This is a genomic window from Shinella sp. AETb1-6 (genome assembly GCF_009826875.1).
Classification (GTDB): Bacteria; Pseudomonadota; Alphaproteobacteria; order Rhizobiales; family Rhizobiaceae; genus Shinella; species Shinella sumterensis.
In genome coordinates, this window is sequence record NZ_WUMM01000016.1 from 59,112 (window position 1) to 80,925 (window position 21,814).

The following is a 21,814-nucleotide window of genomic DNA, read 5'->3' on the forward strand; positions in this document are numbered from 1 at the left end:
TTACGCGGAGATCAGTAGCGCGACCGGATCCGTACGGAGAATGTCCGACAGCGGCAGCGCGCTGCCGAGTGTCAAAGTTCGGTCATCCAGGACCGAGCGGACTGTGCGGCCTTCGAATGCGGGCGGAATCGCAAGCGATATATCGCGGATCGCAGCCTCTGAGAGACACAGTGTTTCCGCACTCATCTTTCCGAAAGCGAGGCGCGGAACCACGGTGATGGCAAAGGCCTCCGTGTTTCCGCGCAGGAATGCCAAGGCTTGATGCCCGCCGTCCGAGAGCTCGAGTGCTTCGTATGGGCCGTGAAAGACCTCTGCAAACCGCATGCGGCAGCCAAGCACCTTAGCCGTCAGCCATTGTTTGTAGTCGGCAAAATGGGTTCGCGAAGGGACGGGCTTCGAGGGTATGCGCAGGGGCTCTATCGCGAGCGTTGTCCTGTTGTCCGGATCGACCAACGAGAAATCGCTGCGTTCGCTTCCCTGATAGATATCGGGAACGCCCGGAGCCGTCAGCTTCACCAGGGTCTGGGCGAGCGCATTGGATAGTCCCGCATCGATGAAGGGCGAAAGCGTCTGCGTGAAGTCCTTGATGAATGCCGTGTCCGACAGCAGGTTCTCCACGTATCCGGTGACGCTCGCCTCGTAGGCGGGATCCGGCCCGCTCCAGTTCGTCTGTCGCTTCGCCTCGCGAAGCGCCTTCTCGACATAGGCCGTCATGCGCTCCGGCAGCGCCGCCATCGCGGCGCGGTCATCGCGTCCATCGATCGGCCATATACCGGCAAGGGCCTGATAGATCAGCCATTGTATATCGGCTGCGGGTGCTGTCCCTTCGTGGTGCGGGAGGGCGCGCCAGCGCTGCGTCGCCGCTACCCATTCTTCGGGTGCCTCGCTCAATGTATAGAGGCGCGCGCGCGCATCTTCCCCGCGTTTCGTGTCATGCGTGGAGGTTGCGGAGAGGCCCAGCGGCCAGTTCCCGGCGCGATCCTGCATCGCTGCGTGGAATGCAGCCGATCCCCCCGGAGGGTGTCCCGGATCGCCGCCCACCTCGTTGAGGGCGATAAAGGCATTCTCGCGGTAGAACAGGGTGTCCTCGAGCGCCTTGGCCATGATCGGCCCGGTCAATTGCTGGAAGCGAGTGCGGAATTCGATGCAGTCCGGTATTTTTTCGCAGGTCTTCTCATCGGTCAGCAGTTCCCAGATGAGGTCGATCGCCTCGCGCACTTCCGGGCGCACGCGCACCTGCGCTTCGCACCGCGCCGTTGCCAGGATGTCATGATCGCGTGGATCGATGCTTCGCCCGGATGCGAGATAGGTGCGATAGACCGGAAAGGCGATGATCACAGCGCAAATCGCCTCGGTCAGCGCGCTCCGCGAGAAATCGGCGTTCAAGCGGTCGGCCACGCGCTTAGCAAGTCTGCCGAGGCGGCGCACTTCGCCTTGGAAATTGTCGGCCAGCATCTGCCGCTTGCAGGCATACATCTCATCCGAATAGGCATGCCGGTCGTCATCGCTCTTCAGTGCGTTGAACGCTGCGGCCAGTCGCCCGTCTTCCTTCTCGTCGGCAAAGGCGTCGGCCATAGCCGTGATGAATTCGTAGCCTGTCGTGCCGGCTATCGGCCAGTCGGAGGGGAGGTGCTCCTGCCGTTCCAGAATTTTCTCGACAAGGATGATGACATCAGGTCCGACTTCCGCGCGCAGACGCTCGAGATAACCCTGCGGATCCGCAAGGCCGTCGATATGATCGATCCGCAGGCCGTCGACCGTGCCGTCGCGAACGAGGTCCAGGATGAGTCGGTGACTGTCCTCGAACACCCTGTCGTCCTCGACGCGCAGGCCGGCAAGGCCGGCGATCTCGAAGAAGCGCCGGTAGCTGAGGTTTTCGCTCGCCGTCTTCCAGTTCACCAGCCGCCACGGCTGCGCATCGTGGACGGTGGCGATGCGGGCGGGGTCGGATGCAACGGCCGCCAGCTGCGCCTCAAGATCGGCGCGCGCGGATCCGGATCCGAGAACGTCGGAAAGGATCGCTCGCCCCTGCGGGTCCGTGGAAGGCGTGGCGCTGGTGAAAAATGCGTCGGCTGCGTCCAGCACATGTGGGTAGGTATCGGGATGAAGAGGGTAGTAGCTATCGTGATAGCGAAGCGCCAGAGCGTCGCAACCGGGCTCCAGCGCGAGCGTTATCGTTCCATCCGCCAATTCCTCGGCGAAGTCCTTGCCGAGGAAGGGAAGGGTGAGTTTCTCCGTCCAGTCGATGTCGAAGTGGCGCGCGAAGGGGCTTTCCGAGCCCCAGAGGACAAGGCTGCGCCACCAGGGGTTTTCCAGGCTTGCGGCCATGTGGTTCGGCACGATGTCGAGGATCAGGCCCATGTCGTGTGCATGGAGTTCGGCCGCGAGCTGCCGCAGGGCGTCGATACCGCCAAGTGTGGGATCGATTTCATCCACCCGCGTGGCGTCATAGCCATGGGTGGAGCCGCTGACCGCCGTCATCAAGGGAGATGCATAGAGGTGGCTGATGCCGAGCGCATGGAGATAGGGCACGAGCCGGACGGCTTTGCCGAGGGTCATGCCGTTGCGGAACTGGAGGCGATAGGTCGAGAGAAGGCGGGTCATGCTGTCCTTGATCGCCGGATGGGAACGCCGGATGGGCGGCCTGAAACGCGTGCAGGTCCGCTTGGTTCCGCCTGCTTCTAGAGGCCGTGTCGGGCGAAATCCGTCCGCGAAACGACGCCGACCAACCGGTTCTGCCGGTCGAGCACGGCGATCCGGCGCAGATGCAGCGCCTGCATGTTGGCCAATACGGTGCGGGCGGCCTCGTCATCGAAACAGTAGGTGATATCCGTCGTCATGATGTCGGAGACGAGCGTGGCTTCGGCATTCAAGCCGGGGGCGACCGCCCTCAGGATCACATCCCGATCGGTCAACGTGCCCACGAGGCCGCTTGCATCGACCACCGGCAGAAAGGCGACATCGCGCTCCGCCATGATACTCGCGGCAGACTGCAACGTTTCCTCCGGCCGGACGAGGTGGATGTGACGACTCATGATCTCGTGGATCTGCATGGCTGCCTCGTGCTCGAATTCCCGATGTAAACAGATCAACCGGGGGTTTGGTTCCCGTTCTGTCACGTCGGGCGGATCGAGACGGCAATGGAAGGACCGGCGTCACCAACAGCCGGAATTTCGAAAACCGTCTCGCCTGACGAGGAGGGCCAGTTCCGTTTGTCGTGGGTGAGGTTCGCGCGAATGGAGAGGGTTTTTTCGGCAAAGTGCCAGTCTATCGCGAGAGTTCCGGGGTCTGAAGCGAGGATGGACGGTTCAGGCGCTTCGCCCTCGGCGAGCAGCGGCCTGATCTTTGCCTGCCGAAGCCGGATGAGTGAGTGTACGAACGCGCCATGCCGCTGCCCTTCCGGCGATGCGGCATGGTTCCAGTCGAGCTTTGACGCGAGGAAGGTCTGCTCGTCGTTCGGATCCGGCAGGTCGTCCGCCGTCTTCCCATCGGGCAGGCCTCCGAAATTCTCGGCTTCGTCGATACGGCCCGCGCGTGTCGCTTCGGCAAGCTCGCCATCGAAATCCGCGAAGAAGTGGAATGGGCGGCGCTCACCGAACTCCTCGCCCATGAAGAGCAGCGGCACGGGCGGGGCCAGAAACAGGAGCGCGCTCATCACCCGGTACAGCGCGGGATCGGTCAGCGTCAGCAGGCGCTCGCCAAAGGCGCGGTTGCCGACCTGGTCGTGGTTTTGCAGGAAATTGACGTTGACCTGCTGCGGCAGCGGCTTTTGCGGCAACGGGCCGACCCGGTCGCTTTCCCGATCCTCCGAGACGAAGCCCCGGGCAGTCGCCCGGCGCAGCACGTCATCGGTGTTGTCACGATATTTGGCATAGTGGCCGCCGTCTTCCCCGGTGGCGATGATGTGCAGCGCGTGGTGGAACACGTCGTTCCAGGCGGCCGTGTAATGATGGACATTGCCGCCGTCACGGTTCAGCAGGCTCTTGCGTTTCGCTTGGTCCTCGACGACGAGATGGACCTGCCGGTCGGTCACGGTCTGCCGGATGGTGGCGGCCATTTCGAGCAGCACATGATGGTTGCTTTCATCGACGATCTCCTCGGTGGCGTCGAAGCGCAGGCCGTCGAAGCGATAGTCGAGCAGCCAGTGCAGCGCGTTGTCGATGAAATAGCGCCGTACCGGTTCCCGTTCGAAGGCGAGTGCCGCGCCCCAGGGCGTATGGCGTTCGGGGTGGAAGAAGGGAGGCGCGATGCGGTGCAGCATGTTTCCGACCGGACCGAAGTGATTGTAGACCACGTCGAGCAGCACCATGATGCCATGGTCGTGCGCCACATCGACCAGCGCCTTCAGGTCATCGGGCGTGCCATAGGCGGGATGCGGCGCGTAATGCAGCACGCCGTCATAGCCCCAGCCGCGCCGGCCGGAGAAATGGGCGACCGGCATGATCTCGATAACCGTAATGCCGATATCGTGCAGGTGCGGCAGGTGCTCTATTGCCGCGCGAAAGGTCCCCTGCGGCGTGAACGTGCCGATATGAAGTTCATAGATGACGGCATCTTCCCAGGGCCGTCCTTTCCAGCCTGCGTTGCGCCAGGCGTAGCTTTCGTGATCCGTAACGATCGAGGGGCCTTCAACATCGGCCAGCTGCGCGTGGGAGGCCGGATCAGCGATTTCACTGTCGTCCGCCAGGCGGTAAAGGTAGGGGGAACCGGGCTTCACAAGGTCGGTCTCGACTTCGTGCCATCCATCCGCCTGTGTGTGCATGGTGATTTCATGTCCGCCCGAAATGAGCGTGACCCTGTCCTCGGCCGGTGCCCATAGCCGAAACCTTACATGACCATCCTGCATCATGCTCGGCCCCCAGGTTCGTCGCGTCGGTGATGGTGACATCGCAGCCTTCCTTTCGTTTCAGGGCAGGGCTGCAACCGGGGCCGGCCTTAAAGGTTCCGGAACAATCTCGCTCTTTTCGCGTTGCACCATCGCTCTTTCGACTGCCTCCAGCAGAACCGCACACGAGCACACTTAAACTTCCTCGGGACTTCGCGCTGGGCGGCACCTGACTCCCCCGCGATGCCGCCGGCCGAATGAAGGGGACACACGACATGAGTTATTCGTTTTCCGAGCTCGATTTCATGAAACCGGAGCTCGGGGCCGCCTTTACGGGCGAGGGCACGCATTTTGCGGTCTTCTCCGCCCATGCGGAACAGGTCGAGCTTTGCCTTTTCAGCGATGATGGAAAAGAGGAGACCGCGCGTCTGGCGCTGCCGAAGCGTGAGGGCGATGTGTGGTCCGGTTACATCGCGGGACTACGGCCCGGCACGGTCTACGGCTACCGGGCTCACGGGCCCTACGATCCGAAGGCCGGGCACCGTTTCAACCCCAACAAGCTGCTGCTCGATCCCTATGCCCAGCAGGTGATGGGAGAACTCCAGTGGGACGATGCGCTCTACGGCTACAAGGTCGGCGATCCCCAGGAGGATCTGTCCTTCGATGATCGCGACAGCGCGCCCTTCATGGTCAAGGGCGTGGTGCAGGATCTGGAATTCGATTGGGCCGGAGATTCCGCCATTCGCCGGCCATGGACCGAGACCATCATCTACGAAACGCATGTGCGCGGGCTGACGATGACCCATCCGGGTGTCCCGGACGAGCTGCGCGGCACCTTCCTCGGCATGGCGAGCGATCCCGTTATCGAACATCTCGTCGACCTCGGCATTTCCGCAATCGAACTGCTGCCGATCCAGTATTTCCCCGATGACCGGTTCCTCCTGGAAAAAGGCCTGCGTAATTATTGGGGCTACCAGACGCTCGGGTTCTTCGCCCCGCAGCCGCGCTTCCTTTCGGCAGGTGCGGTCACCGAATTCAAGACCATGGTGAAACGCTTCCATGCGGCCGGCATCGAGGTGATCATGGACGTGGTCTATAACCACACCGCCGAGGGTTCCGAGCGGGGCCCGACCCTGAGCTTCCGCGGCCTCGACAATCTCAGCTACTATCGTCTTTCGCCCGACGATCCGCGTCACTCCTACGATACGACGGGCACGGGCAATACGGTCAACATCGCGCATCCCATGGTGCTGCGCATGGTGCTGGACAGCCTGCGTTACTGGGTTGGCGTGATGCATGTCGACGGTTTCCGGTTCGACCTCGCCAGCACGCTCGGCCGCACACGGCACATCGAATTCGACCGCGAAGGAACCTTCTTCGACGCAATCCGGCAGGACCCGATCCTGTCAGGCGTGAAACTGATCGCGGAACCCTGGGATGTCGGTGACGGCGGCTATCAGGTCGGCGGCTTTCCCCATCCGTTCCGCGAATGGAACGACAAGTACCGCGACGACGTCCGCCGCTTCTGGAAGGGCGACGGCGGGCTCGTGCCAGGCGTCGCCGCACGCCTTACCGGGTCTGCGCAGCAGTTCAATCATTCAGACCGCGGCGCAACGTCGTCGGTCAATCTTCTCAGCGCCCATGACGGTTTCACCCTCATGGACACGGTTTCCTACGACAACAAGCACAATGATGCCAATGGCGAGGAAAACCGCGACGGCCATTCCGACAATCACTCGCACAATATGGGCGCGGAAGGCCCGACGGACGATCAGGGTATCCGGGACGCACGCGATCGCCGCCGGCGCAACATGATCGCGACGCTGATGCTCAGCCAGGGCGTGCCGATGCTGCTTGGCGGCGATGAACTCGGCAACAGCCAGGGCGGCAACAACAACGCCTATTGCCAGGACAACGAAATCGGCTGGACCGACTGGAGCGGCGTGGACGATGCGTTCCTGGCATTCTGCAAGGGTGCGATCGCCTTCCGCAAGGCTCACCCCGCCCTTCGACAGGAGCGGTTCCTGACGGGCGAACCCGCCGAGGACGGTACGGTGGAGATCGGCTGGTATCGTCCGGACGGGGCGGCCATGGACGACGCCACGTGGCAGGATGGCGAGTTGCGCACGCTCGGGCTCTTCCTTTGCAAGTCTGTCGACGATGAGCGTTCCGACCAGCTCTTCCTGGTCTTCAACGCGGGTGGAGACTGCGAGGTCACGCTGCCGGACGTGAACGGGATTCAGGCGTGGAAGCGTGTGCTGGACACCGGCGCGGCGGAGGAAGGCTTTGCTGAGCATCCCGCCGAAAGCCCCGCCATGGTCTATGGCGCCAGCGTCGTCGCCTTCGAACCGGCCTGATCGCCCATTTTAGAAGAGGCATGGAAAAACACCGACTGGATTTCCCGCAGTCGGTGTTTTTGCTTAAGAGGCGTTCAGTTAGACGACGTTGCCGCGGCCTATGGTGGGCTTGGATTTCTTCGGCGGGGTGGGCGATGTGTTTCGGGTGACGTTGATAGCCTTTCGGGTCGCATCATCGACCTCGCCCGATCCGGTCTTCTTGAGATGATGCGGCAAAGCGATGCGCTCGAGTTCATCACGCTCCCGTGTCGCCTGTTCCCAGTGCTCCCGATCGTGGCCATGCTCGCGGCCATGCTGTTCCCACAGGCTGTAGGCACGCTTGTTGATCCATTCCTGACGTTCTTCGCTCACGAACTTGTCCCTTCGGATGGCGGTGATTTTTATTATGCCGGTCTTCAGTCTATTGCGGATTATGCCTCCGCCTCACTGCGTCATTATGTCGTTGTCCAGGAATTGACCCGGAAGCCCGCCTCCTTTGCTGCCTCGATCAAGGCTTGCCGGGCGAGCGAGGGGTCGTCATCGGTCCCTAGACCCCGTTCGCATGCGCTCATGGCTTCGGAAACCGCATCGGTGCGATCCACCGGCCAATGGTTCTTGAGGCACAGCAGCGCGTCGCGCGTGCTCTGAACGCGCAGCACCTGCCTTTCGCCCTCGAGCACCACGGCTTCGTCCCACAGGCGGTCGGTGGGGAAGATCGTCATTGCCATTTCTCCTTCCCGGCTCCGCCCGCGGACAGATCGACAAGGCTCACGATGCCGACCACACGGTGGTCCGCGTTCACCACCACGAGGCGTCGCACACCGCGCTCACGCATGCGCTCGGCAACGGTGTCGGTGTCGTCCCGTTCATCGCAGACCTCGGGTGAAACCGTCATGAATTCCGCAATCGTGGTCGAGGTGGACAAACCGCGTGCGAGGACGGACACGACGATGTCGCGATCCGTGATGATGCCGACGATGGCGCCGACACCCGGCACCTCGACGGGCAGCGCCCCCACATCGGTTTCAAGCATCAACCGGGCCGCCGACTGCGCGGTGTCGCTGGGCGAGACCGTGACGATCTGCGCGGACATGACGTCCTTTACCTGCATCTGCCGGCCCTCTCAGTGACGTCCGCTGATGAGGCTTTTTCCCGTCACCATGGCGGGGACGACGACTTCGTCCTTTTCCGGACGGGCAAGCGGCATGTCGGAGCGATGTGGCATCATGACCTGCGGCTCAAGCGCGTTGCGCCTTGCATAAGCCTTGCGGGGGTCCGCCTCGCGATCAACTTCGGGTTTGCGGGCGAGCGGCTTCTTTTTCTGACGCACGGTGCACTCCTGCGGAAGGTTGATTACGGACCCTAACGCTACGGATACGGCTTGGTTCCGCGATAATTTCGGGAACCCACACGCCTGCGGGACATTGTGTTCGTTGGTACGCGTTTGGGAAAGGAACAGCCATGCTCTTTGCCGACAAGGTCGCCTTGGTCACCGGCGGTGGATCCGGGATCGGCAGGGCATCCGCCCATGCCTTTGCCCGTCACGGCGCCAGCGTCGGCATTCTCGGGCGAACCGCAGAGGAGATCGAGCATGTCGCGTCGGAAATCCGAGCGCTCGGCGGATCGGCCTTGCCGTTCGTTGCGGATGTCAAGGATGAAGGCGCCATGCGCGAAGCAGTGGAGGCTCTCGTCGATGCTTTCGGTGGCGTGGATATCGTCGTCGCCAATGCGGGTGTGAATGGTGTCTGGGCGCCGGTGGATGATCTGAAACCGTCCGAGTGGGACGAAACCATTGCCATCAATCTGCGCGGCACCTTCCTGACGCTCCATTTGACGGTACCCCATCTGAGGAAGGCTGCCGAAGGTTCGATCATCGTCGTCTCATCGATCAATGGGACCCGTACGTTCACGACGCCCGGTGCGCTTGCCTATTCTGCGACCAAGGCCGCGCAGCTCGCCATGGTGCAGCAGCTTGCGCTCGAGCTCGGCAAGGACGGTGTTCGCGTCAATGCCGTCTGTCCCGGCGCAATCGAAACCAGCATCGATGAAAATACGGAGCAGCGGGGGGCTGGAACCTCGGGCATTCCCGTCATCTGGCCGGAAGGCGATATCCCCGTTTCGCACGGCAAGCCGGGAACGGCGGATGATGTCGCTGATGCCATCCTGTTTCTCGCCTCATCCAAGGCGCGCCACATCACCGGTACGCCCTTGTGGATCGATGGCGGGCAGGGCCTGCTGCGCTAGCTCCTTACCGTCTCACGGGCGTTGAAAGTGCCGCTTGAGGATATCGAGCACCTCGTGGGCGAGCTCGCCGACGATACCGGTGCGCTCCCATGCATAAAGTGACGCGACGACCGGTGGCTCGGGGCCGATATCGTCGACCTGCTGGACGCGCCATCCCTTCGTCGCATCGATTGGCAGGAGCGACAGGCCGAGCCCGGCTTCCACCGCCATCAGCACATTGCGCAGGCTGGCGGAGGTAAAGGCGACGTACCAGCGCCGGCTCTTGCGCTCCAGCCTTTCGAACATCGCGTCGCGATAGAGCCCGCCCGGCGGGAAGGTGACAAGCGGCACGGAATCGGATTGCTCCAATGGCGCGTCGCCCGCGGTGAACCAGGCGATGGGTTCGACGAAGCTTGCCCAGCTATCCGGACTGGGCGTGTCTTCCTTCAGAACGACGATATCCAGTTCGCCGGAACGGTAGCGTCGCGTCAGGTCCGAGCGCAGGCCGGTCGTGACATCCAGGCGCGCTTCTTTGTGTCGTCGCGTGAAGGCGGCGAAAGCGCGGGCCATTTCGGGTGTCGCGATATCATCAGGCATGCCGATGCGCACGGACGTCGTTCCGGACATCTCCGCCGCCAGCGTCAGCGCCTCCGTTTGCAGTGTCAGGATCCGCCGGGCATGGCCGAGCAGGCGCTCGCCCGTGACGGTGAGGCGCACCGGGCGCGCGGCGCGATCGACCAGAGGGCGCCCGACAGCTTCCTCGAGACGCGCGATCTGTTGGCTCATCGTCGACTGGGTCATGTGCAGCCGATCGGCCGCGGCCGTGAAGCTGCCGGAATCGGCAATGGCCACGAAGGCCCGGAGAAGGCGCGGATCGAGCATGGCATCTCCATCGCAATCGGGAATGATATCTATCTGAACATCTAATTTGCGCATGATTCAAGCGAATGGTAGCGCTGTCCGATCGGCCGGAGACATTCTCCGGGCGCATCCATTCAGACGAGACACCGGACATGACGCAGCCACGCCCCGGACCTGATATCGCCATGCTGGTGCTGGTTGTCCTGATCGGGCTCAATCTGCGGCCGTTCCTTGCTGCGCCGGCACCGCTGCTTGCCGACATCGTCGCCGATACGGGCTTGGGCTACGGCGGTATCGCCATGCTCACCCTGCTTCCGATGGTGTTGATGGGGCTCGGCGCCTTCGCCGCGCCGGGTTTACAGGCGCGGATCGGAACGCGCCGTGGTCTGCTGGCTGCGCTCCTCGTTCTTCTTGCCGGCTCCGCGTTGCGTCTCGCCGCCCATGACGGCGTGTCCCTCATCCTGACCGCGGCGCTGTGCGGCATCGGCGTCGCCTTCATACAGGCGGCCTTTCCGGGCATCATCAAGGCGTCGTTCCCCGCCAGCGTGCCCGTCGTGACGGGCCTCTACTCCGCGATGATCATGACGGGCGGCGCCTTCGGGGCGCGGCTGATGCCGGCCTTCATACAGGCGGGTTACAGCTGGCGGGCGGCGCTCGCCTGGCTCGCGGTGCCGGTGGCGATCGCACTCGTTGCGGCCTGGCGTATCCTCCCGGACGTTCGCTCGCGCATGCCGGACGACGCGCTCACGCGGCACCTGTTGAGACGGCCGCGCACCTGGCTGCTGATGGCGGCGTTCGGCCTCGTCAATGCCGGCTACACGTCGATGATCGCGTGGCTCTCGCCCTATTACCAGGCGCAGGGCTGGACGAGCGGCGACAGCAGCAGCCTCGTCGCGGTCATGGCCGTCTGTCAGGCTTTTGCCGCTCTGGGGCTTCCGATGCTCGCACGCAGCAAGATCGATCGCCGCCCGTGGCTGTTTCTCACGATCGCATTGCAGGCCATGGGCTTTGCCGGATTGTCGGCCTTTCCCTCTTTCGCGCCGGTGGCCTGGGCCGGTCTGTGCGGTGCGGGTCTCGGCGGCGGTTTCGCGCTCGCCATCGTTGCGGCGCTCGATCATCTGCCGCGCCCTGAACAGGCCGGTGCGCTGGCGGCGCTGATGCAGGGCGGCGGCTTTCTCGTCGCGGCGCTCGGGCCTTACGCCATGGCCGTGCTGCACGACCGGACGGGCGGGTTTGCCGCCGGCTGGGCGCTGCATCTCGGCTGTGTGCTGGTGACCGCCTTGCTCTACCTGCGCCTCGACCCGCGATCCTATCCGCAGGCCATGCCGTCGACGCCGTGAAAAACCCGCGCCGGGAATGGCGCGGGCTGGATCGGATCGGCTGATGTCAGCGGCGAAGGCCGCCGGGCCGGAGCGCCATGTGGCGGTTGACGTCCTTGTAGAGGAGATAGCGGAACGGGCCGGGGCCGCCGGCGTAGCAGGCCTGCGGGCAGAAGGCGCGCAGCCACATGAAATCGCCTGCCTCGACCTCCACCCAGTCCTGATTGAGGCGATAGACCGCCTTGCCCTCCAGCACATAGAGGCCATGTTCCATGACGTGCGTTTCGGCAAAGGGGATGACGGCGCCCGGCTGAAGCGTAACGATCGTCACATGCATGTCGTGGCGCAGGTCCGAGGGGTCGACGAAGCGCGTCGTCGCCCAGGCGCCGTTCGTGCCCGGCATGGCGTTGGGCGTGATGTCCTTGTCGTTCAGGATCAGCGGCTCGGGATGCGGCAGGCCTTCGACGGCCTCATAGGCCTTGCGGATCCAGTGGAAGCGGGCATGCGCGCCTGAGCGATTGTGCAGCGACCATTTCAGGCCCGGCGGCAGGAAGGCGTAGCCGCCCGGCTGTAGAACATGCGTGCCGGACGGCAGCGTCAGTTCCACCGCGCCATCGACGACGAACAGCACGCCTTCGGCCTCGGGGTCCTGTTCCGGCCGGTCGCTGCCGCCGCCCGGTGCCACTTCCATGATGTATTGCGAGAAGGTTTCGGCGAAGCCGGAGAGCGGGCGGGCGATGACCCAGAGCCGCGTGTCGTTCCAGAAGGGCAGGTAGCTGGTGACGATGTCCTGCATCACGCCCTTCGGGATCACCGCATAGGCCTCGGTAAACACGGCGCGTCCGGTCAGAAGGTCGCTTTGCGGCGGGTGGCCGCCGAGGGAGGAATAGTAGCTGCGTTGCATCGTCGTCTCAGGCCCTTGGTGTTGCGTGTTTTCAGTTTGTCGTGGAAGCGCTTGCGCGCTTCATGCAGCCGTCACGTCGCGCCGGCGTTTTCCAGCAGCGCCACGATGGCGGCGTAGCCGCGGCTGCGGGCATGGGCGAGCGGCGTCACGCCGTCATTGTCGGCAAGATTGACGTTCGCGCCGGCCTTGATCAGCAGGTCGACGATATCGACATGGCGCTGGCCGCCATCGCTGAGGATGATCGCCTCCAGAAGCGCCGTCCAGCCGAGGCGGTTGACGTGGTCGACATCGACACCGGCCTTGATGAGCGTGTCGACCGTCTCGACATGCCCGCGTTCGGCGGCGGGGATGAGGGCGGTGCCGCCATAGCGGTTGATGCTCTTGAGGTCGGCTCCATGGGTCAGTGTCAGCTTGAGGATGTCGAGGTGACCGCGTGCGCCGGCATACAGATAAGGGCTGTCGCTGATCGCGTCCTTGGCGTTGACGTCGGCACCGGCCTCGATCAGTGCCCGCGCGGCCTCCACTTTGTTGCCGTGCGTCGCCACGAGCAGCGGCGTTGCGCCGTTCTCATCGCGCGCATCGATCTCCGCTCCCTCTTTCAGAAGCGTGGCGATTGCCGCAGCGTCGTTTGCGGCGGCAGCTTTGTGAAGGTCGGAGGTCATGGCGTTTCCGGCGGCGAGAAGGGGATGGCAAAGCACTGCAAGAAAAAGCCAGGCGAAGAGCAGGACGGATTTCAGCATGCATGATCCCGTTGACGTATGGGCGGGAAAGCTAGCAGGCATGAGGGGCATTAGAAAATTAAATATATAAATCCCCATCATTCGCATCGTGAAAGTCCGAACGGCCGATTGCTATCCCCTGATACGGAGAACCCGGCACGGATCGCTCCGCACCGGGCCCAACCCCCGCCGCAAAGAAAGCCGTTCAGAGACCCGCCGCAGCGATCTCGGCATCCAGGCGTTCGCGCGCCTTCTTCGGCAGCTTGCCGGTCTTGACCGCATCGAGATTGGCCGGTGCGTCACCGACGACCACGAGGCCAACCATGCCCATGCCGACATGCGGCGTGCACTTGACGCCATAGGCGCCGGCCTTGTCGAAGGTGACCTTGTAGGTCTCGTTCATCTTGCTCTTGAAGGCCGCGGCCCCCTCGGGGATCATGTCCTTGATCGTCTCGACATTGTGCCCCTTGTCCGTCGGGATGAAGGTGACCGTATCCCCCGGCGCGACCTTCACGAAGGCCGGCTCGAACACCATGGCGCCCGCGGCCCCCTTGTTGAGCATGTGCACCTCGAAATCCGCCGACGCTGCCGGAAGCGCCAATGCCAGGATGACCGCTGCCGCGCCGACGATGCTCTTTGCCATGATACGCACTGGAATTCTCCTTGATGACGAACGTCTCTCGTTCCTGCGCAAGAGGTACCGCCGCGCGAGGCGGCCTTCTTTGACGTTGATCAAACAGGCTGGCGGTCCCGGGCGTGGCGTGCTGTCGCAGGAGATGCCGCCTTTTTCGGCATGGGGACGGTCAGCGCCAGCGTGCGGTGCGCGCGATCCATTCACGCGTCCGCGCTTCGGGATCCGCGTTCAGCGTGATGTCGGTGACGACGGCTGCCACATCCGCACCGTTCTCGAACACCGCCGCAAGCCGGTCCGGGTTCAGCCCGCCGATGGCGACGAGCGGCATGGTGCCGATGCGCGCCTTCCATGTGTTCAGCCGTTCCACGCCCTGCGGCGCCCATTTCATCTTCTTGAGGATCGTCGGCCAGACAGGGCCCAGGGCGATATAGTCCGGCTGTGCGGCGAGCGCGGTTTCCAGCTCCGTTTCGTCATGGCTCGACAGGCCGAGCTTCAGGCCGGCGGCGCGGATGGCCTTAATATCGGCATCGGCGAGATCCTCCTGCCCGAGATGCACGAAGTCGCAGCCTTCTTCGATGGCGGTCTGCCAGTAGTCGTTGATAACAAGCACGCAGCCGTGCGCGGCGCAGGCGATCTTGGCACGACGGATGTGCTGGCGCAGGTCGTCTTCCGAGACATCCTTCATGCGCAGCTGCACGAGCTTGACGCCGATGGGCACGAGGCGCTCGATCCAGTCGGCGCTGTCGACGATCAGGTAGAACGGATCGAGTTTCATGCGAAGACGGCCTTTCCGATGACGGGGGTGGAGGGAACCGCCATGTCGCGCGGTTCTAGCGGACGGGCCGCATGCGCCAGCCGCCCTGCTTCGAGCGCAAGCGCGAAGGCCTCGGCCATGGCGACCGGGTCGCCGGCGTTCGCAACGGCGGTGTTGAGCAGGACGGCATCGTAACCGAGTTCCATGACGGTTGCCGCATGTGAGGGGCGGCCGATGCCGGCATCGACGATCAGCGGCACGTCGGGGAATTGCGCCCGGAAGCTGCGCAGCGCCTGCGGATTGACCGGCCCCATGGCCGAGCCGATCGGTGCGCACCAGGGCATCAGCACACGGCAGCCGGCTTCCAGCAGTTTTTCCGCCACCACGAGATCGTCCGTCATGTAGGGGAAAACCTGGAACCCTTCGGCCGTCAGGATGCGTGCCGCCTCGACGAGACCGAAGACATCCGGCTGGAGCGTGTCGTGGTGGCCGATGACCTCCAGCTTGATCCAGTCGGTGCGGAACACGTCGCGCGCCATCTTGGCCGTCAGCACGGCCTCCTGCACGCTGTGGCATCCCGCCGTGTTGGGCAGAACGCGAACGCCAAGCGCGCGGATCATCTCGAAGAACGCGCCGCCCGCCTTGCCGCCTGCCGTCTCGCGGCGCAGCGATACGGTGACGATTTCCGTCTTCGAGCGCCGCACGGCTTCGGCAAGAATAGCGGGCGAGGGGTAGCGGGCCGTGCCCAGCAGAAGACGGGACCGGACGGTAACGTCGTAGAGTTTCAGCATGTCAGCCTCCCTGCATGGGGGAGAGGATCTCGATCCGGTCCCGCTCGCCGAGCGTGAAGGCGGCGCGATCCTCGCGGTGGACGAGCTCTCCGTTCACCGCTGTCGCGAGCCATTCGCCCTCGTATTCGAGGACATCGAGCAGGGCGGCGAGCGTCGTCGCCGCCACGTCCTGTTCCTCGCCGTTGATGATGAAGGTCATGATGCCAGCCTCTCCGGTTGCGGGGCTTCCGCCAGCAGGCGCCGGGCGACCTCGCCCGCCATGGCGGGCGCCAGCAGGAAGCCGTGGCGGTAAAAGCCGTTGACATGGATGGTCTCGCCGAGCGCCGTGACGCGCGGCAGGTTGTCGGGGTAGGCGGGGCGGATACCCGTGCCGGTTTCCGCCACGCGCGCCTCGCCGAAGGCTGGATGCAGCGCGTAGGCGGCGTTCAGCAGTTCCATCATGGAGCGGGCCGTCACCGGGCCGGCATCATCCGTCTCGATCATGGTCGCGCCGACCATGAACCGGTTCTTCTCGCGCGGCACGATGTAGATCGGGTGACGCGGATGGAGGAGGCGGACGGGACGGGAGAGGTTTATCTCTCCGGTCTCGAGATAGAGCATCTCACCGCGCACGCCGCGCAGGTCCGGCAACTGGCCGATGCGGGCGGCACCGGTGCAATCGACGATACGGTCGAAAGCGCCCTTGTCCTTGCTGTCGCCGAAGAGGAAGCGCATGCGCGCCTCCTCAAGCGCTGCAGTCAGGCCGGAGAGCGCCCGACGCGGATCGAGATGCGCCTCTGAGCGGAAGAACAACGCCTTGCGGAACCGGCCGGCGAGATCCGGTTCGAGCGCGCCGATCGCCGCCTCGTCCAGCCATTCCCAGCCGGTGGTGCGCGAGGCGAATCGGTCGAGTTCGCCCGTATCGCGCCCGCCGGCGACCACGAGCGTTCCGCGACGCTGGACCTGCCCGGGCAGGGCGGCCTCCCACCAGTCGGCCGCCATCCGCCCGAGCGAGAGCACCGGTTCTTCGGCATTCTCGCGCTCGCACCACGGCGCCAGCATGCCGCCGGCAAAACCGGATGCGCCGGTGCCGACAGCGCCGGCCTTTTCCTGCACGGTGACGTCGAAGCCATGGCGGTAAAGCTGCCATGCGACGGTGAGGCCGGCGACGCCGGCCCCCTTGACCAGGATACGCATGGTCATTCTCCCGCAGATGTCGTGCCAAGCGGCATGTAGAGGTCGCCGCCCTCGCGGAACTTCGCCGCCATCGCCTCCAGTCCCTCCTTCTGCGCTTCGGCACGGATGTCGTGGGAGATGCGCATGGAGCAGAATTTCGGACCGCACATGGAGCAGAAATGCGCCACCTTGTGCGCCTCCTTGGGCAGCGTCTCGTCGTGGTAGGAGCGGGCCGTTTCCGGGTCGAGCGAGAGGTTGAACTGGTCTTCCCAGCGGAATTCGAAGCGGGCGCGCGACAGCGCGTCGTCGCGGATCTTCGCCGCCGGATGCCCCTTGGCGAGATCGGCAGCATGGGCGGCGATCTTGTAGGTGATGACACCCACCTTGACGTCGTTGCGGTCGGGCAGGCCGAGATGTTCCTTCGGCGTGACGTAGCAGAGCATGGCCGTGCCGAACCAGCCGATCATCGCCGCGCCGATACCGGACGTGATGTGGTCGTAGCCGGGCGCGATATCGGTGGTGAGCGGGCCGAGCGTGTAGAACGGCGCCTCGCCGCAGGTCTTCAGCTGCTTGTCCATGTTCTCCTTGATCTTGTGCATCGGCACATGGCCGGGGCCTTCGATCATGACCTGGCAATCCCTGGCCCAGGCGATCTGCGTGAGCTCGCCGAGCGTTTCGAGTTCGGCGAACTGCGCAGCATCGTTGGCATCGGCAATCGAGCCGGGGCGCAGGCCATCGCCGAGCGAGAAGGAAACGTCATAGGCGCGGCAGATGTCGCAGATTTCCTCGAAATGCTCGTAGAGGAAGCTCTCGCGGTGGTGATGAAGACACCACTTGGCCATGATCGAGCCGCCGCGCGAGACGATGCCGGTGACGCGGTTGACGGTCAGCGGGATGTAATGCAGCCGCACGCCGGCGTGGATGGTGAAATAGTCGACGCCCTGTTCGGCCTGCTCGATCAGCGTGTCGCGGAAGACTTCCCAGGTCAGGTCCTCGGCGATGCCGTTGACCTTCTCGAGCGCCTGATAGAGCGGCACGGTGCCGATCGGAACCGGCGCGTTGCGAACGATCCATTCGCGGATGTTGTGGATGTTGCGGCCGGTCGACAGGTCCATGACCGTATCGGCGCCCCAGCGGATCGCCCAGACCATCTTCTCGACCTCTTCGGCCATGGAGGAGGTAACGGCCGAATTGCCGATATTGGCGTTGATCTTGACCAGGAAATTGCGGCCGATGATCATCGGCTCGGCTTCCGGGTGGTTGATGTTGGCGGGAATGATCGCCCGGCCGCTGGCGACCTCCTGGCGGACGAATTCCGGTGTGACGAAATCGGGAATATGCGCGCCGAAACTGTCACCGTCGCGGACGAGCGCATCCTTCGCGGCCTTGCGGCCGAGATTTTCCCTGATGGCGATGAATTCCATCTCCGGCGTGATGATGCCGGCGCGGGCATAGGCAAGCTGGGTCACGGCCTTGCCATCCTTCGCCCGGCGCGGGCGGTTGCGGACCGGAAATTCCGGGGTCAGCCGCTCGCCGGTGGCAAAACCATTGTCTTCCGGGCGGATGTGGCGGCCGTCATAGTCTTCGGTATCGCCACGTGCGGAGATCCAGCTTTCGCGCAGCCGCGGCAGGCCGCTTTCGATGGCGACGATGTGGTCGGGGTCGGTATAGGCGCCCGAGGCGTCGTAGACGATGACGGGCGGTTCACCGGAGGTCGGGTGGAGGGAAATCTCGCGCATCGGCACGCGGATTTCGGGATACTGTTCGCCGGCAATGTGGATCTTGCGCGAGGCGGGCAGGGCGCCGGTCGTGACGGTTGGGGTAAGCTTCTGGGCGGCAATATTCATCGTGAGGCTCCAAGTTCGGTTTGGAGACCCAGTCCTAGAGCCGGAATGATGGAAGGACGCCGCACACGGAATCCGGCTTCACGGATATCCTGCCACAGCGCTTGCACCGTCCCTACGCCAGTATGAACTGGATCAGGTTCAACGGGTCACTGCGCTGCGAAAGCCAGCAGTATCTCAGCCCCTTGTCGGGACCCCCCTGGTGAATGCCTTAAGCAAAAACGCTATGGGCCGATTTGTCAACGGGGTTATTTGTGTAAGGTGATGCTTACTGATTGGCGTGCAAATGATGCATGCAGCCTCCCCCGTCGTCCTTGGGCATGACCCGAAGATGACGGTAGTGAGTGTGTCCTGGTTGCGGGCAAAAAGAAACGGCGAGGTTATGCCTCGCCGTTCAATCAGACCCGCTGATCAAGAGTCAGCCGCTCTGGTTACTACTCGCGTTCGCCCGTGAAATTCAGCAGCAGCTGGAAGATGTTGACGAAGTTCAGGTAGAGCGAGAGCGCGCCGAACACGGCCATCTTCTGCTGGGATTCCTGGTCGATGTTCTCCGCATATTGTTCCTTGATGTTCTGCGTATCCCAGGCCGTCAGGCCGACGAAGACGAGGATACCGATCACGGAGATCGCGAACTGCAGGGCGCTGGAGCCCAGGAAGATGTTGACGATCGAAGCGATCACGACGCCGATCAGGCCCATGATCAGGAACGAGCCGAACTTCGACAGGTCACGCTTCGTCACATAGCCGTAAAGGCTCGTGGCGCCGAACATGGTTGCGGCGATGAAGAAGGTGCGCGCGATGCTCATGCCGGTGAAGACGAGGAACACCGATGCGAGCGAGAGGCCCATGACGGCGCAGAACGCCCAGAAGGTTATCTGTGCCGTGCTGGCCGACATCGTCTGGATCTTGAACGAGAAGAAGAAGACGAAGGCGAGCGGCGCCAGCATCACCACCCACTTGAGCGGCGACGAGAAGATCGGCACGTAGAGCGCCGGCGTCGAGCCGACGATGAAGGCAACGAGGCCGGTGATAACAAGGCCGGCGCCCATGTAGTTGTAGACGCGCAGCATGTGCTGGCGCAGGCCCTCGTCGAAGAGGGCAGCGGACTGCGCCTGTGCGCCGTAGCCAAATCGCTGTTGTACGGGTTCCATCTCATATCTCCTTGTGGAAACGGTTGATCAGTAGAGCGTGCGCGAAAGTTCGCGCGCGGTTTGCGTCAGGTCGTCGGCCTTGCGGCTTTCGGACACCAGGGCATACGCGACGTCGCCGATCTGCCAGTAGGCGGCCTTGGCATTGTCGGCGTGGAACAGCAGGACATGCTGCACGGCAAACGAGCCCGGGCGCACGGCAAAGAGCGAGAGGCGTTCGTTCGCCTCCGGCTGAAGCACCAGCTCGACGCTCGGGCCATAGGCCGAGGGGAAGACCTGCGTATCGAGGACGGTCCAGCCTTTCGGCAGGTCCGGCAGGACGATGGCGGTGGCCGAGCGGATCTCCGCACGGTCGAACGTTTCCGTCTCCGGCTGCGATGCCATCGTGTCGCGCAGAAGCGTCGTCCGGTGGGCGCGCACCGCCTCCTCCACGAAGGCCGGCGGCTGCACCGAGGCGATGACCTCGGTCGCGCCGAAGGGGCCGAAGACGGCATGCGCGACCCAGCCTGCCGCGACGAAGAGCGCGATCGCGGCAGCCCGGCGGAAGACCGCAAGGATGCGGCGGCGTGACAGCGAACGCTCCAGCTGGCGCGCGGCCTCGCGCGTCTCCTGCCGGATCACGGTGCGGTGGTCTGCAAGCGCCAGGCGCAGCTCGTCGCGCACGCGCAGGTCCTTCATGATCTGCGCGGCGACGGCCGGGCGTTCCGACAGATAGGCCTCCACCTCGATGCGCCGTCCGACGGCCAGCTGGTCGTCGACATATGCGTTGAGATCGGCTTCGAGGATGGGGTCATTGCTGGTCATCGCCAGTGCCTCCGACAATCCTGAGATGCGTGACGGTCGCGGACGGGCCGCTTTGTTCGAATGTGCGCAGGCGTTCGCGCGCCCGGGCAACGCGTGACATCAGCGTTCCCACGGGAATGCCGAGGGCGGTCGCCGCTTCCTGGTAGGAAAGCTCCTCGATGGCGACGAGGTGCAGGGCCGCGCGTTGCTCTTCGGGAAGCGTGAAGAAGGCGTTGCGCAGCTGCGTGAGGCGCACCGAATGATCCTGATTGGCCGGTATCGCAGTCTCTGCGATTTCGGCCGCGCCATCGTGGCGGCGCTGCATCGATCGGCGCTGGCGCAAGCGGTCCACATGCGCATTGTGCAGGATCGACATCAGCCAGTTGCGGACATTCGCGCCGGTGCGGAACGTGCCCTGCCGTTCATAGGCCTTCACCAGCGCGTCGTGCACGAGGTCCTCGGCATCATCCGGATTGCGGACGAGCGAAAGTGCGTAGCGCCTGAGCGCCGCAAGCTGTCCGATCACGTTGAAGCCGGGTGTCTTTGCGTTCATGCCCCAATATACGAGAGCCGCGCGGCTTCCATTCCATCGGCTGCCAAAAAAAATCAGAGCCAGTGGAGAACGATGGCGGCGAGCAGGAGGTAGCGGCCGAACTTGGCGATGGAGACGACGAGCAGGAAACGAAAAAACGGCTCGCGCATGATGCCGGCCGCGACAGTCAGGGGATCGCCGATGATCGGTGCCCAGCTGAGAAGCAGGCTCCACCAGCCGTATTTGCGATACCAGTTGCCGGCGCGCTCGAGGCTTGCGGCGTTGACCGGAAACCAGCGCGCATGGCGGTATCGCTCGATGCCACGGCCAAGCAGCCAGTTGACGACAGAGCCGAGCACGTTGCCCGTTCCCGCGACGATGATCAAAAGGCTGGGTGAATGGCTGCCGGCGGCAAGAAGGCCGACGAGCACCGCTTCGGATTGTGCCGGAAGGATGGTGGCGGCGATGAAGGCGGCCAGGAAAAGGCCGCCATAGGCCGCAAGCGCGCTCATCCGGGCATCTCCGTCATACCGCTCTCCATCCGCGCGCCGGAATGCGCGCGTGCCTCCGATAAACGGTACGGCCGGCCTAGGAAAGGGCGTGACAAGTCTTTATCGCGGTATGGGCGGCCGGTCCGGCCTTTGCATTCGTGCTCAGCAGAGGGCGGACCGGTTCATCAGCATGATGTCGTTCGACGTCAGCATGATGCGGGACGGTTCGTCGATCTCGTTCAGCACGGCCCGCAGTGCCGTATCGAGGCAATATTCGACGGCCTCGACGTCGAGGCCTTTGGCGGTCTCCACGGCGAAGGCGAGCATTCGCGCCAGCGCCATCAGTTCCGCGCTGCGGTCTTCCATTTCGATCGTATCGATTTTCATATGTGCTGGCCCCCGCCGCGTCGAACTTTACCCCTGCCTGTGAGTATAGGCGTGGCGACCGGCTTTGGCGCGTGACTCCGGCGTGACACACGCGGAATGCGAAATTGT

24 protein-coding genes and 1 riboswitch are annotated in these 21,814 nt (G+C 63.9%); of the genes, 3 read left to right on the forward strand and 21 right to left on the reverse strand.

Annotated features, from left to right (window positions below):
• The 3 genes from treY to treZ all read right to left on the reverse strand — a co-directional run bounded on the left by treY (window position 1) and on the right by treZ (window position 4,888).
• Window positions 1–2,604 carry a malto-oligosyltrehalose synthase gene (gene treY, locus GR158_RS21950; protein ID WP_160872593.1) on the reverse strand — a complete coding sequence of 868 codons (2,604 nt, stop codon included), beginning with the start codon at window positions 2,602–2,604 and terminating at the stop codon, window positions 1–3.
• A 77-nt stretch (window positions 2,605–2,681) separates the two neighbouring features.
• Window positions 2,682–3,053 (reverse strand): CBS domain-containing protein, encoded by a 372-nt coding sequence (locus GR158_RS21955; protein ID WP_160872594.1) that lies wholly within the window; start codon window positions 3,051–3,053, stop codon window positions 2,682–2,684.
• Between the two features lie 62 nt (window positions 3,054–3,115).
• A complete protein-coding gene (treZ, locus tag GR158_RS21960; protein ID WP_371731773.1) occupies window positions 3,116–4,888 on the reverse strand; it encodes a malto-oligosyltrehalose trehalohydrolase in 1,773 nt (590 codons plus the stop codon).
• 212 nt (window positions 4,889–5,100) lie between these two features.
• Between treZ and glgX the strand changes: the two genes are divergently transcribed.
• Window positions 5,101–7,182, forward strand: coding sequence for a glycogen debranching protein GlgX (gene glgX / locus GR158_RS21965; protein WP_160872596.1), 2,082 nt, complete (start codon window positions 5,101–5,103; stop codon window positions 7,180–7,182).
• A 78-nt stretch (window positions 7,183–7,260) separates the two neighbouring features.
• Here the strand turns inward: glgX and GR158_RS21970 are convergent, their stop codons facing one another.
• From GR158_RS21970 to GR158_RS21985, 4 genes are all read right to left on the reverse strand, one after another.
• Complete coding sequence (locus GR158_RS21970; protein WP_160872597.1) at window positions 7,261–7,533, reverse strand: DUF2934 domain-containing protein; 273 nt, start codon at window positions 7,531–7,533, stop codon at window positions 7,261–7,263.
• A gap of 83 nt (window positions 7,534–7,616) precedes the next feature.
• Window positions 7,617–7,877, reverse strand: a complete 261-nt coding sequence (locus tag GR158_RS21975; protein ID WP_134646251.1) for a DUF982 domain-containing protein — start codon at window positions 7,875–7,877, stop codon at window positions 7,617–7,619.
• Between the two features lie 2 nt (window positions 7,878–7,879).
• Window positions 7,880–8,272 (reverse strand): CBS domain-containing protein, encoded by a 393-nt coding sequence (locus GR158_RS21980; protein WP_134646173.1) that lies wholly within the window; start codon window positions 8,270–8,272, stop codon window positions 7,880–7,882.
• Window positions 8,273–8,284: 12 nt separating this feature from the next.
• Window positions 8,285–8,491 carry a hypothetical protein gene (locus GR158_RS21985; protein ID WP_134646171.1) on the reverse strand — a complete coding sequence of 69 codons (207 nt, stop codon included), beginning with the start codon at window positions 8,489–8,491 and terminating at the stop codon, window positions 8,285–8,287.
• A gap of 131 nt (window positions 8,492–8,622) precedes the next feature.
• On the opposite strand from GR158_RS21985, the gene GR158_RS21990 reads away from it, so the two are divergent.
• On the forward strand, window positions 8,623–9,405 hold the full coding sequence (locus GR158_RS21990; RefSeq protein WP_160872598.1) for an SDR family NAD(P)-dependent oxidoreductase: 783 nt from the start codon (window positions 8,623–8,625) through the stop codon (window positions 9,403–9,405).
• Between the two features lie 12 nt (window positions 9,406–9,417).
• Here GR158_RS21990 and GR158_RS21995 read toward each other — a convergent pair whose 3' ends face one another.
• On the reverse strand, window positions 9,418–10,266 hold the full coding sequence (locus tag GR158_RS21995) for a LysR family transcriptional regulator (protein ID WP_160872599.1): 849 nt from the start codon (window positions 10,264–10,266) through the stop codon (window positions 9,418–9,420).
• 131 nt (window positions 10,267–10,397) lie between these two features.
• Between GR158_RS21995 and GR158_RS22000 the strand changes: the two genes are divergently transcribed.
• Entirely contained in the window at window positions 10,398–11,585 is a 1,188-nt protein-coding gene (locus GR158_RS22000; protein ID WP_160872600.1) for a cyanate transporter, read from the forward strand.
• Between the two features lie 46 nt (window positions 11,586–11,631).
• Here the strand turns inward: GR158_RS22000 and GR158_RS22005 are convergent, their stop codons facing one another.
• The 13 genes from GR158_RS22005 to GR158_RS22065 all read right to left on the reverse strand — a co-directional run bounded on the left by GR158_RS22005 (window position 11,632) and on the right by GR158_RS22065 (window position 21,706).
• Window positions 11,632–12,468: a bifunctional allantoicase/(S)-ureidoglycine aminohydrolase gene (locus GR158_RS22005; RefSeq protein WP_160872601.1), complete on the reverse strand. Its 837-nt coding sequence runs from the start codon at window positions 12,466–12,468 to the stop codon at window positions 11,632–11,634.
• 71 nt (window positions 12,469–12,539) lie between these two features.
• Entirely contained in the window at window positions 12,540–13,208 is a 669-nt protein-coding gene (locus tag GR158_RS22010; RefSeq protein ID WP_246665750.1) for an ankyrin repeat domain-containing protein, read from the reverse strand.
• Window positions 13,209–13,392: 184 nt separating this feature from the next.
• Window positions 13,393–13,839 (reverse strand): pseudoazurin, encoded by a 447-nt coding sequence (locus GR158_RS22015; protein WP_134646161.1) that lies wholly within the window; start codon window positions 13,837–13,839, stop codon window positions 13,393–13,395.
• A gap of 151 nt (window positions 13,840–13,990) precedes the next feature.
• A complete protein-coding gene (locus GR158_RS22020; RefSeq protein ID WP_160872602.1) occupies window positions 13,991–14,596 on the reverse strand; it encodes a thiamine phosphate synthase in 606 nt (201 codons plus the stop codon).
• Entirely contained in the window at window positions 14,593–15,366 is a 774-nt protein-coding gene (locus tag GR158_RS22025; protein WP_160872603.1) for a thiazole synthase, read from the reverse strand. The genes GR158_RS22020 and GR158_RS22025 overlap by 4 nt, the downstream gene beginning before the upstream one ends.
• Window position 15,367: 1 nt before the next feature.
• A complete protein-coding gene (thiS, locus tag GR158_RS22030) occupies window positions 15,368–15,565 on the reverse strand; it encodes a sulfur carrier protein ThiS (protein ID WP_160872604.1) in 198 nt (65 codons plus the stop codon).
• Window positions 15,562–16,542 carry a glycine oxidase ThiO gene (gene thiO / locus GR158_RS22035; protein ID WP_160872605.1) on the reverse strand — a complete coding sequence of 327 codons (981 nt, stop codon included), beginning with the start codon at window positions 16,540–16,542 and terminating at the stop codon, window positions 15,562–15,564. The genes thiS and thiO overlap by 4 nt, the downstream gene beginning before the upstream one ends.
• A 2-nt stretch (window positions 16,543–16,544) precedes the next feature.
• Window positions 16,545–18,368 carry a phosphomethylpyrimidine synthase ThiC gene (thiC, locus tag GR158_RS22040; protein WP_160872606.1) on the reverse strand — a complete coding sequence of 608 codons (1,824 nt, stop codon included), beginning with the start codon at window positions 18,366–18,368 and terminating at the stop codon, window positions 16,545–16,547.
• Between the two features lie 91 nt (window positions 18,369–18,459).
• Window positions 18,460–18,576, reverse strand: a riboswitch (TPP riboswitch).
• Between the two features lie 223 nt (window positions 18,577–18,799).
• Window positions 18,800–19,516 carry a Bax inhibitor-1/YccA family protein gene (locus GR158_RS22045; RefSeq protein ID WP_134646149.1) on the reverse strand — a complete coding sequence of 239 codons (717 nt, stop codon included), beginning with the start codon at window positions 19,514–19,516 and terminating at the stop codon, window positions 18,800–18,802.
• Window positions 19,517–19,543: 27 nt separating this feature from the next.
• Complete coding sequence (locus GR158_RS22050) at window positions 19,544–20,317, reverse strand: anti-sigma factor (RefSeq protein ID WP_160872607.1); 774 nt, start codon at window positions 20,315–20,317, stop codon at window positions 19,544–19,546.
• Window positions 20,304–20,849: a sigma-70 family RNA polymerase sigma factor gene (locus GR158_RS22055; protein WP_160872608.1), complete on the reverse strand. Its 546-nt coding sequence runs from the start codon at window positions 20,847–20,849 to the stop codon at window positions 20,304–20,306. Before GR158_RS22055 ends, GR158_RS22050 begins: the two co-directional genes overlap by 14 nt.
• Before the next feature lie 53 nt (window positions 20,850–20,902).
• Window positions 20,903–21,340 (reverse strand): YqaA family protein, encoded by a 438-nt coding sequence (locus GR158_RS22060; protein WP_160872609.1) that lies wholly within the window; start codon window positions 21,338–21,340, stop codon window positions 20,903–20,905.
• A gap of 141 nt (window positions 21,341–21,481) precedes the next feature.
• Window positions 21,482–21,706 carry a hypothetical protein gene (locus GR158_RS22065; protein ID WP_160872610.1) on the reverse strand — a complete coding sequence of 75 codons (225 nt, stop codon included), beginning with the start codon at window positions 21,704–21,706 and terminating at the stop codon, window positions 21,482–21,484.
• Between the last annotated feature and the right edge of the window lie 108 nt (window positions 21,707–21,814).

What these genes read in the sequence shown, in the direction of transcription:
- treY (WP_160872593.1), bottom strand. Translation starts at nt 2,604, where the DNA reads ATGACCCGCCTTCTCTCGACCTATCGCCTCCAGTTCCGCAACGGCATG.
- GR158_RS21955 (WP_160872594.1), bottom strand. Translation starts at nt 3,053, where the DNA reads ATGCAGATCCACGAGATCATGAGTCGTCACATCCACCTCGTCCGGCCG.
- treZ (WP_371731773.1), bottom strand. Translation starts at nt 4,888, where the DNA reads ATGTCACCATCACCGACGCGACGAACCTGGGGGCCGAGCATGATGCAG.
- glgX (WP_160872596.1), top strand. Translation starts at nt 5,101, where the DNA reads ATGAGTTATTCGTTTTCCGAGCTCGATTTCATGAAACCGGAGCTCGGG.
- GR158_RS21980 (WP_134646173.1), bottom strand. Translation starts at nt 8,272, where the DNA reads ATGCAGGTAAAGGACGTCATGTCCGCGCAGATCGTCACGGTCTCGCCC.
- GR158_RS21990 (WP_160872598.1), top strand. Translation starts at nt 8,623, where the DNA reads ATGCTCTTTGCCGACAAGGTCGCCTTGGTCACCGGCGGTGGATCCGGG.
- GR158_RS21995 (WP_160872599.1), bottom strand. Translation starts at nt 10,266, where the DNA reads ATGCTCGATCCGCGCCTTCTCCGGGCCTTCGTGGCCATTGCCGATTCC.
- GR158_RS22000 (WP_160872600.1), top strand. Translation starts at nt 10,398, where the DNA reads ATGACGCAGCCACGCCCCGGACCTGATATCGCCATGCTGGTGCTGGTT.
- GR158_RS22005 (WP_160872601.1), bottom strand. Translation starts at nt 12,468, where the DNA reads ATGCAACGCAGCTACTATTCCTCCCTCGGCGGCCACCCGCCGCAAAGC.
- GR158_RS22010 (WP_246665750.1), bottom strand. Translation starts at nt 13,208, where the DNA reads ATGCTGAAATCCGTCCTGCTCTTCGCCTGGCTTTTTCTTGCAGTGCTT.
- GR158_RS22020 (WP_160872602.1), bottom strand. Translation starts at nt 14,596, where the DNA reads ATGAAACTCGATCCGTTCTACCTGATCGTCGACAGCGCCGACTGGATC.
- GR158_RS22025 (WP_160872603.1), bottom strand. Translation starts at nt 15,366, where the DNA reads ATGCTGAAACTCTACGACGTTACCGTCCGGTCCCGTCTTCTGCTGGGC.
- thiS (WP_160872604.1), bottom strand. Translation starts at nt 15,565, where the DNA reads ATGACCTTCATCATCAACGGCGAGGAACAGGACGTGGCGGCGACGACG.
- thiO (WP_160872605.1), bottom strand. Translation starts at nt 16,542, where the DNA reads ATGCGTATCCTGGTCAAGGGGGCCGGCGTCGCCGGCCTCACCGTCGCA.
- thiC (WP_160872606.1), bottom strand. Translation starts at nt 18,368, where the DNA reads ATGAATATTGCCGCCCAGAAGCTTACCCCAACCGTCACGACCGGCGCC.
- GR158_RS22045 (WP_134646149.1), bottom strand. Translation starts at nt 19,516, where the DNA reads ATGGAACCCGTACAACAGCGATTTGGCTACGGCGCACAGGCGCAGTCC.
- GR158_RS22050 (WP_160872607.1), bottom strand. Translation starts at nt 20,317, where the DNA reads ATGACCAGCAATGACCCCATCCTCGAAGCCGATCTCAACGCATATGTC.
- GR158_RS22055 (WP_160872608.1), bottom strand. Translation starts at nt 20,849, where the DNA reads ATGAACGCAAAGACACCCGGCTTCAACGTGATCGGACAGCTTGCGGCG.
- GR158_RS22060 (WP_160872609.1), bottom strand. Translation starts at nt 21,340, where the DNA reads ATGAGCGCGCTTGCGGCCTATGGCGGCCTTTTCCTGGCCGCCTTCATC.
- GR158_RS22065 (WP_160872610.1), bottom strand. Translation starts at nt 21,706, where the DNA reads ATGAAAATCGATACGATCGAAATGGAAGACCGCAGCGCGGAACTGATG.